General features: G+C 38.2%; 12 protein-coding genes. 4 read left to right on the top strand and 8 right to left on the bottom strand.

The window, feature by feature from the left end; genetic code table 11:
• Positions 1-9: 9 nt before the first annotated feature.
• The 7 genes from EGI26_RS01925 to EGI26_RS01955 form a co-directional block, all read right to left on the bottom strand.
• Positions 10-648, bottom strand: coding sequence for a bifunctional 4-hydroxy-2-oxoglutarate aldolase/2-dehydro-3-deoxy-phosphogluconate aldolase (locus EGI26_RS01925; protein ID WP_255075991.1), 639 nt, complete (start codon positions 646-648; stop codon positions 10-12).
• A gap of 2 nt (positions 649-650) precedes the next feature.
• Positions 651-1,685, bottom strand: coding sequence for a sugar kinase (locus tag EGI26_RS01930; protein WP_255075993.1), 1,035 nt, complete (start codon positions 1,683-1,685; stop codon positions 651-653).
• A 3-nt stretch (positions 1,686-1,688) separates the two neighbouring features.
• Positions 1,689-3,107 carry a glucuronate isomerase gene (gene uxaC / locus EGI26_RS01935; protein ID WP_255075994.1) on the bottom strand — a complete coding sequence of 473 codons (1,419 nt, stop codon included), beginning with the start codon at positions 3,105-3,107 and terminating at the stop codon, positions 1,689-1,691.
• A gap of 27 nt (positions 3,108-3,134) precedes the next feature.
• Positions 3,135-4,784 carry a UxaA family hydrolase gene (locus EGI26_RS01940; protein ID WP_255075995.1) on the bottom strand — a complete coding sequence of 550 codons (1,650 nt, stop codon included), beginning with the start codon at positions 4,782-4,784 and terminating at the stop codon, positions 3,135-3,137.
• A gap of 211 nt (positions 4,785-4,995) precedes the next feature.
• Positions 4,996-5,430: a nuclear transport factor 2 family protein gene (locus EGI26_RS01945; protein ID WP_255075996.1), complete on the bottom strand. Its 435-nt coding sequence runs from the start codon at positions 5,428-5,430 to the stop codon at positions 4,996-4,998.
• Positions 5,431-5,577: 147 nt separating this feature from the next.
• Complete coding sequence (locus EGI26_RS01950) at positions 5,578-8,007, bottom strand: PspC domain-containing protein (RefSeq protein WP_255075997.1); 2,430 nt, start codon at positions 8,005-8,007, stop codon at positions 5,578-5,580.
• 6 nt (positions 8,008-8,013) lie between these two features.
• Positions 8,014-8,349 carry a PadR family transcriptional regulator gene (locus EGI26_RS01955; protein ID WP_255075998.1) on the bottom strand — a complete coding sequence of 112 codons (336 nt, stop codon included), beginning with the start codon at positions 8,347-8,349 and terminating at the stop codon, positions 8,014-8,016.
• A gap of 169 nt (positions 8,350-8,518) precedes the next feature.
• Between EGI26_RS01955 and EGI26_RS01960 the strand changes: the two genes are divergently transcribed.
• Positions 8,519-8,959, top strand: coding sequence for a hypothetical protein (locus tag EGI26_RS01960; protein WP_255075999.1), 441 nt, complete (start codon positions 8,519-8,521; stop codon positions 8,957-8,959).
• Between the two features lie 71 nt (positions 8,960-9,030).
• Here EGI26_RS01960 and EGI26_RS01965 read toward each other — a convergent pair whose 3' ends face one another.
• Complete coding sequence (locus tag EGI26_RS01965; RefSeq protein ID WP_255076000.1) at positions 9,031-11,535, bottom strand: TonB-dependent receptor domain-containing protein; 2,505 nt, start codon at positions 11,533-11,535, stop codon at positions 9,031-9,033.
• Positions 11,536-11,867: 332 nt separating this feature from the next.
• On the opposite strand from EGI26_RS01965, the gene EGI26_RS01970 reads away from it, so the two are divergent.
• From EGI26_RS01970 to EGI26_RS01980, 3 genes are read left to right on the top strand one after another with little or no spacing between them, the layout of a single operon-like run.
• A complete protein-coding gene (locus tag EGI26_RS01970; RefSeq protein ID WP_255076001.1) occupies positions 11,868-12,800 on the top strand; it encodes a sensor histidine kinase in 933 nt (310 codons plus the stop codon).
• A 3-nt stretch (positions 12,801-12,803) separates the two neighbouring features.
• Positions 12,804-13,517: a LytTR family DNA-binding domain-containing protein gene (locus tag EGI26_RS01975; protein ID WP_255076003.1), complete on the top strand. Its 714-nt coding sequence runs from the start codon at positions 12,804-12,806 to the stop codon at positions 13,515-13,517.
• A 6-nt stretch (positions 13,518-13,523) separates the two neighbouring features.
• Positions 13,524-15,068: a S10 family peptidase gene (locus EGI26_RS01980; protein WP_255076191.1), complete on the top strand. Its 1,545-nt coding sequence runs from the start codon at positions 13,524-13,526 to the stop codon at positions 15,066-15,068.
• The last annotated feature ends 155 nt before the right edge of the window (positions 15,069-15,223 follow it).

The raw sequence follows: 15,223 nt of genomic DNA on the forward strand, positions 1-15,223 counted from the left end.
TTTTTAGGGTTAAGGTTGAATGAAGGAAAACAATTCCTTCACTTTGGTTTTGAATATTTCGATGTCGTTCATGTCTTTGAATAATTGCGAACCCAATCCTACAGCATTTGCACCCGCCCCAAACCATTCTTTTAGGCTGCTTTCTGTGGGTTCCACACCGCCAGTAACCATTATTTTGACGGAAGGCATTGGACCTCTAAGTGCTTTTACATAAGCTGAGCCAACTATGTTTCCTGGGAAAATCTTTACCATGGACGCTCCCAAAGACAATGCACTGTAAATCTCTGTGGGTGTCATTACGCCTGGAATCCACGCAAGGTTGTGTTTTTTACAAACTTCGCCCACTTCTTTGGTAGTACCAGGTTGAACTATGAAATCAGCACCCAATTTTACATATTTTTCGGCGGTTTCAGCATCTACAATAGTACCGATACCCAATATCATTCCTGGACAATTTTCACGAACAAATGGCTGTATTTTTGAAAATACGTCTGCGGCGTTTTCTCCTCTGTTGGTAAACTCAAAGGCCCTTATTCCTGCTTCATAACAAGCTTTTACAATGGTTTTTGTAATTTCTACGTCGGCATTGTAGTAAACTGGTACCAAAGGTTTTTCTAGAACAAGTTGCAATATTTCTTCTTTTGTCATTTTTATTGATTTACCAAAAGGGCATTTAAAATTTGATTCACATCTTCTACTTTTTGTTGGGTAGCATCTCCATATTCATTGAGTTTTCCAATGGCCGCCGCCGCCGCAAAATCTATGATGTCTTGTGGTTGATGTTCGTTGTATAGACCATATAACAGCCCAGCCATAAAACAGTCACCACTTCCTACTTTATCTATGACTTTTTCTACCTTAAAATGAGCTGAAACGTACAGTTTATTTTCTGTAAATATAGTTGTATAATATTCTATACCCACGTTTTGGTGGTCAAATCTGAAAGTATTGGCTACGTATTTACAATTTCCAAATTTTTGCAAAATCTCTCTTGAAACCTTTCCGCATTCACTCAAATAATCCTCTTTGGTAGCATTGTTAACTTCAACTTCGGTATTCAAAGATGTACCTAACAGCTTATTGGCTGCCCAAAGGTTGCCCATTATGAGGTCGCAGTGTTGGGCTATTTCTGGCATTATGTCTATAGGTTCTTTTCCATATTTCCATAGTTTAGAACGGTAGTTGAGATCTACAGATATTTTTACGTCGGCCTTTTTGGCTTCTTTTACAGCTTCTAAACATACGTCAGCCATTTGTTGGCTTAAGGCAGGTGTAATGGCACTTACATGAAGCCATTCTACGCCTTTGAAAACCTCCGGCCAATTTATTTGCCCTACATTTATAGAAGAAAACGAAGAATGTGCTCGGTCATAAATTACGCCAGCATTCTTCAAATCTGCACCTTGTGGAAGCATATAAATGCCTATTCGCTCTCCGCACCACTGCATTTTGGAAGTATCGATATTTTTCGATTCTAAATGGACAGCGATTTCTTCAGCCAGTGCATTTTTGGGCAACCCACTGCAATATTGAACAGGCACATTCCAGCTGGCCAAAGCCGTGGCAGTATTAAGTTCTGCACCCCCTACAAATGTCGGAATAGAAGCATTTCTTATCCAAGCACCGCCCATTTCTGGAGATAATCTCAGTAAAATTTCACCAAATGTCAGAATCGATTTCTTCATTTTTTAGAATCCAAAATACGTTTTGGCGTTGTTGTAACAAATATTCTGAATCGTTTTGCCAATGAAAGCTTGATCGTTTGGAAGTTCTCCGTTTTCTATGTCATTTCCATAAATATTGCAAAGAATCCTCCTGAAATACTCATGACGAGGAAACGAAAGGAAACTGCGAGAGTCGGTAAGCATACCCACAAATTGGCTCAATAAACCCATTTGTGATAAGGTATTTATCTGCTTTTCCATACCATCTTTTTGGTCAAGAAACCACCAACCAGATCCCCATTGGATTTTTCCTGCCACAGAGCCATCGTTGAAATTACCTATCATCGTAGCCATGAGTTCATTATCGGCAGGGTTTAAGTTATAAATTATCGTTTTGGTTAGTTGGTCATATTCGCCCAATTTCCCCAAAAACTTAGACAAAGCCTTAGCTTGCGACCAGTCTCCTATGCTATCCCAGCCAGTGTCTGGTCCAAGCGTACGCATGGCTTTTTTGTTATTGTTTCTTAAAGCACCGAGGTGAAACTGCTGAATCCAACCCAATTCGGCATACATTGTACCCAAAAAGTGTAATATTGCAGATTTGAAAATAGTAGCCTCATTCGTTGAGATAGCTTGCTGACTCAAGGTTTTTTTCAAAATGGCATTAGCCTGTTCTTCTGTAAAATCTTCGGCATATATTTCTTCCAAACCGTGATCTGAAATTTTTCCACCATTTGCAGCAAAGAAATCCGCTCTTGATTTTAGAGCTTTTTGCAAATCAGCGTAATCTTTAATTTCGAAGCCAACAATTCCTCCCAGTTTTTCAATGTATGAGGCAAAATTTGGATTTTCTATCAATATAAATTTGTCTGGCCTGAACGCTGGCAACATGGCTACTTCTGAGCCAATCGGCTTGGTAGCTAATTCTTTGTGATAAGCAATATGATGTTCCAAAGAATCCAGTGGGTCATCTGTAGTACAAACGGTAGTGACATTCATTTTTTTCAATAATCCACGAACACCATATTCTTTTGTGGCCAGTTTGGCTGTACAGTTGTCATAAATGGCTTGAGATGAAGCCGGACTAAGTACTTCTTTGACATCAAAATAGCGTTGTAACTCCAAATGCGACCAATGATAAAGTGGATTCCGCATGGTGTTTGGAATGGTTTCTGCCCACTTTTCAAACTTTTCGTAATCGGTTTTGTCGCCTGTGCAATACGCCTCATTTATACCGTTGGTACGCATGGCTCTCCATTTGTAATGGTCGCCGTATAGCCAAGCGTGGGTGAGGTTATTGAAATTTATATCGTTTAATATTTGGTCTGGAGGAAGGTGATTGTGATAATCAATAATTGGCATGTCTTTAGCATATTCATGATAAAGTATCTCTGCCGTTTTGGTTTGTAAAAGAAAATTGTCGTCTAAAAAAGCCTTTGCCATATCGTTTTTAAAAATTTAAATCCTTGATTATAAGCTTACTCCTCTTTTCCATGGAATAAAGTCATCTTGTCCGTTTGTAACGGCTTTTACTTCTTGCGTACCGCTGGCTGCATTGATTACAAAATCCAGAATTCTGCGACCAGCTTGTTCTATGGTTTCTGTTCCTTCTATGATAGAACCAGTGTTTATGTCAATAATATCTGACATTTTTTCGGCCAACTTGGTGTTACTTGAAAGCTTGATAACTGGTACTATTGGGTTGCCAGTAGGTGTACCAAGGCCAGTAGTAAAAAGCACAATATTGGCTCCTGAGCCCACTTCAGCAGTCGTGGATTCTACGTCGTTACCCGGTGTGCATAATAGGTTTAATCCCTTTTTGATAACTTTCTCGGGATAATCCAAAACGTCCGTCACTGGCGAAGTGCCGCCTTTTTTTGCTGCACCTGCTGATTTTATGGCATCCGTAATGAGACCGTCTTTGATGTTTCCTGGCGACGGATTCATGTCAAATCCTGAGCCTACGGCTTTGGCTCTGTTGTTGTAAGTGGTCATCAAATGATTAAACTTTTCAGCGTTTTCGGTTATCATACATCTATCGCTCAGTTCTTGTTCCACACCACAGAGTTCAGGAAATTCAGCAAGGATAACCGTACCACCCAATGCCACCAAAAGGTCTGATGTGAAGCCTATTGCCGGATTTGCGGAAATTCCCGAAAACCCATCCGAGCCACCGCATTCTAGGCCTAATATGAGTTTATCTATCGATGCAGGTTTTCTTTCAATCTTATTAGCCTCTATAAGTCCTCCGAAAGTCTGTTTTATGGCATTGCTTACCAGAAGTTCCTCAGTTCCCAGTTGTTGTTGTTCCAAAAAATAGATGGGTTTTTGGTTCATTCCACCACGTTTTTCTATTTCCTCTTGCAACATATGATATTGGGCATTTTGACAACCCAAACTCAAAACCGTAGCACCGGCCACATTTGGGTGTGTTATATATCCCGCCAATAATCCGCACAAAGCTTGGGCATCTTGACGTGTGCCTCCACAGCCCATGTCGTGGGTTAGGAATTTTATACCATCAACATTCTTGAATATTTTCTCAGTAGCAGTACTTTCGTTTCCATCTATTTCTACCGATAGAATGTCTTCTATATTTTTGCCTGCTGTGTAAAGGTCGATTAAGCTTTTGGCGTAGTTTTTATATTTTGTCTTTTTGCCATAGCCAAGGTCATCCACCAATGCTGATTTCATGATGTCCAGATTACGGTTTTCACAGAAAACCATTGGCAGAACTATCCAATAGTTAGCAGTTCCTACTTCTCCGTTCGCCCTATGGTAGCCCATAAAAGTACGATTGCTATATTCACTTACATCTGGCACTTGCCAGTCTGTATTTCTTTCGCCAATGTTAAACTCACTCGCTGCGTGTTTAACATTGAATGTGGTAATCCACTCTCCTTTTTTGATTTTTTGATGAGCTTTGCCCACCAAAACCCCATACATATAAATTTCCTCTCCAATTTCGAAGTCAGCCTGAGCAAATTTATGTTTTGCAGGAATGTCAGAGGTTAGTTCGTACGGTTTCTGATCGTACTCTACGATTTCACCTTTTTTGATATCACTTAGTGCGACTATTACGTTGTCGTCGGGATGTACTTTTAATACTCTCTTGCTCATATTTTGATGTTTCCTTTTGGCAATATTTGTTGCTTTTAATGCCTAATCTTTGGAAACTCAAATCTATGCAGATTATTTAAAATAAAATTCCGATGCGATTCTTTTTTTAATACTATTTTGACAACTTTAGCGTTAAAGATGGAATTCTAGTGTTATTTAAGGCGATTTCTGGTAAAATAGGATTATTAAATAGAATATTTCAAAGAAAAAATTATAGGTACTTCACCGCTTGTCTGCCCAACAATACCCAGTCAGATTTTTCCTTAACAAATACCAACATTACTTTTAAGTTGACCTTAGCAGGTTGTTTTCCTTTATCGTTTGATTCGGCCGCCAAAAGATGCCTTACCACTGCCGACTTTCCTACTATTTCGATTTTGACATCGGAAAATTCCAAGCTTGTAAAATCTGAAGAAGCAGACAAGAAACTCTCCATAAATTCTTTTTGATTTTCTATACGGCCATTGGAATGACCATAAGTTAAACTCGGGTGTGATATAGATTTTAAGCCCGTTTCTGTAGGGTCTAGCATTTGCATTCTTAGCATTTCTACGGCTTTTACGACTTTAAACGTTTCTTTGTTTTGGCCAAAAGAGGGTACAATTGTTAAGACAGAAAGGAGTATTACTAAAAATAAAGGCTTCATTTTTATTAAGGTTTTTTTGAAAATTTATCTAAGCTAATTTGAATTGTTGATGGTTTCAAACATTGTAGACAAAATATTTACGAAATCGTTATAAAACAAAAAACCTCGAAGAGATTCTCCGAGGTTTTCATTGAAAGGAAGCAGCTTCTATTCTCTTTCTATCACACTTCCACCACTGGTATCAGACCTCAAGTCTTTTATTTTGCTCAATTTGGCCACACTTGCACCATGTGCTTCAACATCCGCTTTTTCTACTTTTAAGCCCTTAGCATCCAATTGTGAGGCTCCCGAAAGATTGGCTTTCATAGCAGTTGCTGAACCTTTTACAATCAATTGTGATGCTCCAGATGCACTGACATCTAGTATTTTAGATATTATATCCATGGCCACTTGTGAGGCTCCTGATAATTCAACATTCAAATCGTTTAGGTTTTCAAATCCCAATATTTTCGCTTTTGCTGCACCTGAAATATCCAAATTTTCTAAAGTATTGGTTACGATATAAATATGCACTTCTGAGTCATGATCTCTGAAGGGGTCATCATATTCTATCTCCAAAGTACTTCCTTTAACCTTGGCTTCAATGTTATCGAGTTCTTTCTGATCGTTGCTGTAAATGTCAACCGAAGTTTTATCTCCATGCTTTATGGATACAATAAAATTTGACCCGAAATCAATATTCTTAAAGCTTTCTACACTGACAGATTTATGAAACTCACCATGCTCATTGAAATCTTCACCTCCAAAAGAGCCATTGTTGCCATTTCTGTCCAAAGCTTCTCTTTCGTCTTCGGTCAAAACTGGGCAATCTGCACAGGCTATTTCCCCACTTTCATCCATCAAAAAGGTGTATTTCTCGATGTTGTCACTGTCAATTCCAAACTTAGAGTCGAGATTCCATGATTGACTATAAACCCTTCTAGCAAACTCTCTAGACATTTTAAACTTCTTGTTTTTCGGGATAAACAACGTGGCTTCCACTTTCTGATCACGAAATACATTTTTGTCCTTCATGGTGAAGTTTTCTGGAAAAATAATGACAGAGTCTTTTTGAGAAACTAAATACGAAATATCTTTGGCCAACGATAATGCTTGTTCTTTCGATCTGCCATGTGAGCTGTATTTGGTTTTTAAAGTCAGATTTGCATTTTCAGAAGCTTCTAGAACAACCCTAGTATCAAAAACATCGTCGTCATTTTCATCTCTTTCAAGAGCATCCAAATAAAGTGTTCCATTCGGTAACGCCAAGGCAGTTTCATCTGAATAGCCATTTAATTTTGAGAAATTTAGGGCATATTTCGAACCAACTGCACTTATTCCTACCACTCCCATAAGCCAAAGAGCCAACATCGTTAACCAGAAATTTCTTTGACCGCTCAATTGTCCTGTCAATAGTTTTATTCCTACCAAAACTATGGCGATAGCTGGGATAAATAGGGCCAGGAATCCAAAGAAACCACCTAATGGAGGCAAATCTCTGCTCAACATGCCAATCACATGGTCGCCCGAAATCCATTCTTTACTCGATATCAATCCGTAAAATACTCCGGTAGTTACGATGGCTGCAAAGCCAAACGATGCACCTATAATCATGAGCAATAAGCCAATGAACATTTTCACCAAAGTACCAATTGGCCCTAAAATTTTACCCAAAGCCTTCAAGATAATTCCTATCAATCTGAATGGGAAAAGTAAAAGTTTTGCGAATACACTTTCTTGACGTGGTGACTCCGATAAACTGTTTGTTTTGATAGAAGATTCTATATTTTCTATCGTTACAGCTTGTCCTTTTAGTTCCATTTTCTGTGTAATTGTAACAGCGTTAGGTGCTACTATCCAGAATATTATGTACAAAATAATACCTATAAAGAAAAATCCACTTACCACAAAAAGAACACGCACCAAAACCAAATCCATGCCCAAATAAGAAGAAAGTCCTGTGGCTACGCCGCCTAAAACTTTGTTTTCAGGATTTCGATAGAATTTCTTTATGTTTTTAACTTCGTCCAAGTCATTTCTTTCTGGAAAAGCTATCCAGCAAACAAAATAAGCCAAGAAAATAAAGAATCCAATGCCAAGGTCAATCAATCCGAATCCTAAAACTATGAACAGAATTCTTGCCCAAACGACATCAAACTCAAACCTGTGTGCAAGTCCAGCCAACACACCCGCAAGAGCTTTGTGTTTGCTGTCACGGTAAAACTTGGTCGGAGGAATTCCTGTTTCAGTTTTTTGTGATTCTTCAGATTTTGGCTGGTCTGTGCTACCAAAAGAAGTGCTTTCCGAGGTTTCTTTAGACAAATCTTCGTCTTCTTTGATAGCCTCGAAGTCAGAAACCGTTCCCATAGACTTGATGATTTTGTCTACGTCATCGATTTCTATGGCACCGCCATTTTGATTTTTCTCAAAGAATTTCTCTGCAATTCTAGCCTCAATATCTTGTGTGATTTCGTCACAACTTTCATAACTCGAGAAATACTTTTTTATGGCTTCGAGATATTGGCTGAGTTTGTCGTAGGCATCTTCTTCTATGTTAAAAATGAGCCCACCAATTGTTATTTGTAATGTCTTTTTCATATTTGTTTATTTTTGAGTTTTGGCAATGATAGATTTAACTGACTCTGCAAGTTCTATCCATGTAGCGTCCAAGCCTTCTAGGAAATTCGTTCCTTTTTCGGTCAAAATATAATACTTACGAGGCGGCCCCGAAGTTGATTCTTTCCATTGATAATCCAATAGTTCGGCGTTTTTGAGTCTTGTCAACAAAGGATATAGTGTGCCTTCCACCACCATTATTTTTGCATTGAGCAGTTCGTCTAATATCTCAGAAGCGTAAACTTCGCCACGAGATATAATCTGCAAAATGCAATACTCCAAGATGCCCTTCCGCATTTGTACCTGTGCATTTTCTAAATTCATAATCTTGTTGTTTTAATCATTTTCTTAAAAAGAAATTATAGCTTTTTCATAATTGATGATGCAAATATATAGGATAGTACTTTGTTATGCAAGATACTATGTGAGATTTTTTCAATTATTTTTAAAAAACTTGTAATATGTGGGTCAAATTAGTTGTTGGTAAGGGTATATGTTGAAAATTTCAGAGTATTTAGCGGTTGCTTTGGCAGCCACAATAAAGTTTGTAGGTGGGCCATTGGCAGGAGTGGCTTTTAAACTTAGCTGGTGGGAGACCAGCATATTTTCGTCTTTGGGTATGATGCTCACAGTCTTTCTGGTAGTATATGGTGGCGAAATCATCACCAAACTTATTGCCAGATTTAGGGGCAGTAAACCCAAAAAGATATTTAGCAGAACCACGCGAATAGCCATAAAAGTAAAATCAAAATTGGGACTTTGGGGAATCGCCCTGCTGACACCATTTATTTTTACACCCATTTTGGGAAGTTTCCTAGCTCTTCATTTCAGGTTTAATAAAGTTGAAATCCTTTGGAAAATGTTGCTGTGTGCATTGTTTGCTGGGGCTGTTCAAACGTGGTTTTTTTATTTTGTCAAAAGTTGGTTTGTATAAAAAAAAAGAAACTTGCCAAAAGCTTGGCAAGTTCTCCTATTATTAACCTAAAACCTATATTAAGTACTTTCTTAGTTACGACCCGCTGGAGCACCACCGCCTTGCTGGCCAGTAGTTTCGCCGCCTCCGTCTTTTACGTCGTCGTTTTTCACACCTTTTGCTCTCTTTTTCGGCATCATAGCATCTACGCCCATTTTACCCAATTTGTACGAAAGATTCACACTTACACCTCTGTTAAACATATAGTTTACACTGTTTTGCGTAAATAATGGTGACTCCATTGTGGTTCTTATTTTCATAGAATTTTGGAGGAAGTTCTGGGCAGAAACTCCTATACTACCTTTTTTATTCCTAAATTCTTTTCTTGTGCCGAGTGAGTAAAACCCAAATCCACCTTGGCGTCCCATTGGCAATACCCTGCTTCCTCTTGCAAAACTAAACGCTTGTACCTGCCATCCTTTTTTAAGAGTTATGAAGGTCATCAAACGTCCGTTGTGATTCCATCCTTGGTTAGAAACTGGAATAGATACACCACTTGCTGATGTTGTTTGACCAGTAATGTAGTTGTAAAACGACTCTATTCCTGCGTTTACCATCCATTTAGAAGTAAGGCTCAAATTTCCAGAAAAGTTTACACCGTAGGCTTTGTCATTTCCAATATTTTGAAAAGTTGTTATCACCACACCGTCTTCGGTGCCTGATGGTGTAGCTACCTGGGTGATTGCATTGCCCGTCATTCTGGTGAAAAGCGACATATTCAAATAAATCTTTTTTATACTCGCACTTACACTTGCCTCTATATTGTCAGTCAACTCAGGTCTCAATTCTGGATTTCCTTGCTGAATATTTTGAGGGTTTACAAGGTTCACGTTGGGGTTTAACTGCTGTAATCCAGGACGTTGAATTCTTCTATTGTAACCGGTTTTTACCGTATATTTTCCACCAAAAGTCTTCGAGATATTCACATTAGGTACCAAAATGTTATATGGCTCAATGTCAATATCCGTCGTATTGTTTTGGGTAGCGAAAATGTCCGTTATTTCATATCTCGTACCAGCCTTGAAAGTGTATTTGCTTTTAGTGGTATAAGTGTATGCCAAATAAGCCGCTCCGATATTTTGATTGTAGTCCAACGAACCGTTTGGTCTTTTTGGGTCATTTATTACATTGCCACCCACCAAATAGCTAAAGTCACTGTTAACTTCTCTGAAAATTCCTTTTCCTCCAAATTCTACCAATTGGTTCTTTTTGATAGGTGTCTGATAATCAACTTGTACTGTGTATTCCTGATTAATATTATCGTTTCTGTTGGTTAGAGCCAGTTTTTCAAGTTCAGCATTGCCAAGAGGTGTATTGGTAAAGTCTGAGTTTGCCGAGCTTCTACTATAAAGAGTAGAGATACTTAATTCTTTTTGTGGCTTAATTACATGCAAATAGTCAATATTGAAATCCCAGCTGTTAGATGGATTTTCCGATATAATTCTTTGGTTTGTATTGCTCAGCTGAGTAAGATTTTCGAAACGCTCAATCGTTAAATCTTGATTTCTATTGAAACTTCTTGTTCCAAATCTCGCTCCTGCAGAAAGAGATTTGGTTTTAGAAATGTCATAATCAGCACCTAAAGTGTATCTTCCAAACACCATTTCGTCTTTTGCGTTGCCTTTCTGACTTGTACGATAGGTGTTTTCAGCACCTTTAGTAATTTGCTCAAAGGTAGTTTCCGAAGGATTAAAGTTAGCTCTTCCAAAACCTCCCAAAGTCATGCCGAATTTACCCGTTCTTAGGCTTCCGTTTAGGCCAAGATTAGCTCCTCGGTTTCCGCCACCTATGTCTGTGTTTAGGCTGTAGCCTTCCAAGTTATTCTTTTTGGTAATGATGTTTATGATACCAGATGAGCCCTCTGCGTCGTATTTGGCTGATGGCGAAGTGATTACTTCCACAGTCTTTATTTGGTCTGCTGGAATTTGCTTCAAGGCATCCGCAATACTGGCCGCCATAATGGTCGAAGGCTTGTTGTTGATCAAAACCCTAATGTTGGAGCTACCTCTCAACGACACATTTCCATCTAGGTCAACTGACAACAATGGTACTTTTCTTAGAATATCCGCGGCGTCACCACCTTTGGCGGTAATGTCTTTGTCTGCGTTGTAAACAAGTCTATCTACTTTTTCTTCTATTACTGCACCTTGGCCAGTTACAACTACTTCGTTGAGTAGCTTGGCATCAGTACTAATAAAAATATCTTTAAGAGTGATGGTTCTATTTTTAGCAGTAATTTCTTCTAAAAATACCATTTTATCTTTGAATCCTATAGAAGAGAATTTGATGGCAAACTTGCCATTAGGCACATTCTTGAGTGTAAATTTTCCTTTTTCATCTGTAAGTGTTCCATCTATTGGCTTTATTAGGTCGGTGGTTTTGTACAAAGACAGAGTAGCAAATTCTACAGGTGTTTTGGCAACACTGTCTATGAGTGTACCCGATATTTTTCCATCTCCGCCTTGAGTAGCAGATGGCATTTGTGCAATCGCAAAAGACGTTAATAAGAATAAAATTGAAGTGAAGTATTTGGTCATATAATAGTTTTAGATAATAAATCGATAACAAAACTAATATCAAAAAGTTTGACATTTCCGTGAATTAGATAAATGAAACTTAAATGAGGATAAAAGGTCATTAATCGATGATTTTGTGGTTATACCATGAAAATAAATCTTAAATCTATTCAATTACAATTTTGGTCTTGTAAATGATTTTTATTTGAAAAAAAATGTGAAATTGCACCCTTACAAATTCTATGAAGGTGCAAATCACAAATAAAAAAATATCTAGCGATTTACTTTTTCGGGTATTATTTCATATCATTTTTTGGTTTTTTTGGTTGGTATTACCCATCCTCAATTCCATCATGGACGACGACAAAAGTCGTCTCGAATGGCTCATGCTTACACTGCCATTGGGTTTTTTCTCAATGCCTTTTTTTTACTTTAATTCTGAGTTTTTGATTCGAAAATTTCTTCATAAAGGCCAGTTGACAAGCTATATAATGAGCCTACTGGTGATGTTTTCCATATACTTATTTGCTTATTATTTGCTAAAAGATTACTTGGTAGACAAATACCCCATTCGTATTTATGACTCTCGTACACTGTTTCCTGTTTTGTTTATAATTTCTATGAGTACGCTTTATGGTTTTGTGATATTTATGACGGGTCAGTCTAAAAAGAATCAGGAAGAGCAGGCGGAAAGATTGAAATCAGAACTTTCGTTCCTTCGTTCTCAGATCAGTCCACACTTTATATTCAATGTTTTGAATAGTATTGTGTATTTAATTCGGACCAAATCAAAAGAAGCCGAAAGTGTGACCCTTGAGTTGTCAAATTTAATCCGATACATGCTATATGAGTCTGAAAACAAGCAGGTTTTGGTCGAAAAGGAAATAGGATATCTCGAAAACTACGTGAAACTTCAGAACGTAAGATTTGGCGAAGATGTAAAGATTGATTTGAAACTTGAAGGCAATCCCGGCTCCATGATGATAGAGCCTATGCTATTGATACCTTTTGTTGAAAATGCCTTCAAGCATGGAGTTGGATTTGTGAAAGATCCCAAAATTGATATTCTGATAAAGGCCGTGGAGGGAGAAAAGTTTGAGTTCTCGGTAAGAAACCTCATGAGTAATCAAAAAAATGAAACGAAGGACCCAAATTCTGGTATTGGTATCAAAAATGTTACACGTAGAATAGATTTATTGTACCCTGGTGCACACAAACTTGAGATGAAACAAGAAAATGGTTTTTTTGAAGTATATTTAGAATTAGATTTAAAAAATAAAGCCTAAGATATGAACTCCAAAATAAGATGTATAGCCGTTGATGATGAACTTTTAGGCAGAAAATTACTTGAAGAAAATATAAGTCAGTTGCCTTTTTTGGAACTGGTTGGAACCTGTAAGAATGCTTTTGAAGCTATAGAATTGCTGCAAACCGAAAAAATTGATTTAGTTTTTCTTGACATTCAAATGCCTGGAATGACAGGTACAAAATTATTGGAAAGCATGGTTACCAAGCCCATGGTGATTTTTGTTACTGCCTATGAGCAATACGCTGTGGAGAGTTACGACCTGCAAGTGGTAGATTATCTAATGAAACCCGTTAGTTTTGAGCGTTTTACAAAGGCGGCCATGAAGGCGAGAGAATTGTACAGGTTGTCGAAAAGCGAAGGTACAAATGAGGAGCAAACCTACATGTTTGTAAATGTGGAATACTCTCTGGTAAAAATAAATTTTTACCAGATCACACACATTGAGGGGCTCAAGGACTACATTAAGATATATGTTACCAATGCCGTGCATCCAATTTTGACAAAATCTACACTCAAAGGAATTGAAGAAAAGTTGCCATCCAAAAAATTCTTACGTGTTCAGAAATCCTTCATAGTGAACCTAGAAAAGATAGAATCCATAAGAAATCATAGGATTACGATAGGTAAATATGAAATTCCGGTGAGCGATAGCAACATGGAAAGCCTCCTAGAAGCAATAAACTATAACAAATAAATCATGATGAAAAATTTACTTTTGAGCCTTTGCTTTGGACTCTCGCTCGTGGCAAATGCACAGCAAAAGAAGGCGGAAGCAACTCCTTCAGTCATCGCTACTCCAAAAGCAGAAGAGAAACCTCAGATTTCTAATTCGAGAATACTCAACCCCGATATGAGTGTGGTGACAAACGGTGAGGTGACCGTCAAAGGTCAAAAAGTTCCTTACAAAACCACTGCTGGAACCATCCCCGTTTGGGACGAGGCTGGTAAAATCATCGCCTCTTGCTTTTATACTTATTATGAGCGTAGCGACGTAAAAGACAAGGCTACTCGGCCAATTATATTCTCGTTTAATGGTGGTCCAGGGTCTGCTTCGGTTTGGATGCACATCGCTTATACTGGGCCAAAGGTACTAAACATAGACGATGAGGGTTACCCCGTGCAACCTTATGGTTATAAAGACAATCCATATTCTATTCTCGACGTAGCGGATATTATTTTTATTGACCCTGTAAACACTGGTTTTTCAAGAATTATTAATCCCGAAACCCCTAAGTCTACTTTTTTCGGAGTAAAAGCGGATATTAAATATCTATCAGAATGGTTAAATACTTTTGTGAGTAGAGTAAACCGTTGGTCTTCACCGAAATATCTGATAGGTGAAAGTTATGGTACCAATCGGGTATCTGGAATGGCTCTTGAGCTGCAAAGCAGCCATTGGATGTATCTGAATGGTGTTGTGCTGGTTTCTCCAACCGATTTAGGCATAAAACGAGATGAAACCATGAGCGATGCCTTGCGTTTGCCATATTTTGCTGCTGTGGCTTGGTATCACAAAGGTCTGGAGAGCTCTTTGCAAAGTAAAGATTTAACTGCTTTTTTACCTGAGGTGGAAGATTTTACCGTGAATCAATTGATTCCGGCCTTGGCCAAAGGTGGATACTTGCCAGAAAACGAAAAGAAAGCCTTAGCGGCCAAGATGTCAAAATATTCGGGTTTGTCAGAGGACGTTTTGATGAAAAACAACCTAAAAATTTCACTCAATTATTTCTGGAAAGAACTGCTACGTGATAGAGGTTATACTGTAGGCAGACTCGATTCAAGATATTTGGGGATAGACTCAAAAGATGGTGGAGAAAAACCTGAATTCAATGCCGAGTTAAGTTCGTGGTTGCATTCTTTTACGCCACCTATCAACATGTATTTAAGGGAGGAATTGAAGTTTAAGACAGATTTGAAATACAATATGTTTGGTCCGGTTAACCCTTGGGAGCGTGACGATGTCAATCTTGGCGAGAATCTGAGAGCAGCCATGGCTGCCAACCCTTATTTGCATGTGCTCACGCAGTCGGGTTATTATGACGGAGCCTGCGATTATTTCAACGCCAAATATAATATGTGGCAAATGGATCCAAGCGGCAAAACCAAAGAAAGACTAAGCTGGAAAGGCTACCGTTCAGGCCACATGATGTATCTCCGTCGAGAGGATTTGCAACAAGCCAACGAGGACCTTAGAGATTTTATAAAATTAAGCACACCAGCTCCTGGCAAAGCTGCAAAATACTGATATTTTTATAATTTTAAAAGCGATGCTTCGGTGTCGCTTTTTTTATGGATGATAATTGGGGAGAGAAGTATGAAGGGTATGATCAGATTCTCACGAAAACTGGTGAGTTTATTACAAATGAAAATGAGGTAGTTGTTTGACAAAGCCCTAAATTT

It is taken from the genome of Lacihabitans sp. CCS-44 (assembly GCF_024343735.1).
Lineage (GTDB): Bacteria > Bacteroidota > Bacteroidia > Cytophagales > Spirosomataceae > Leadbetterella.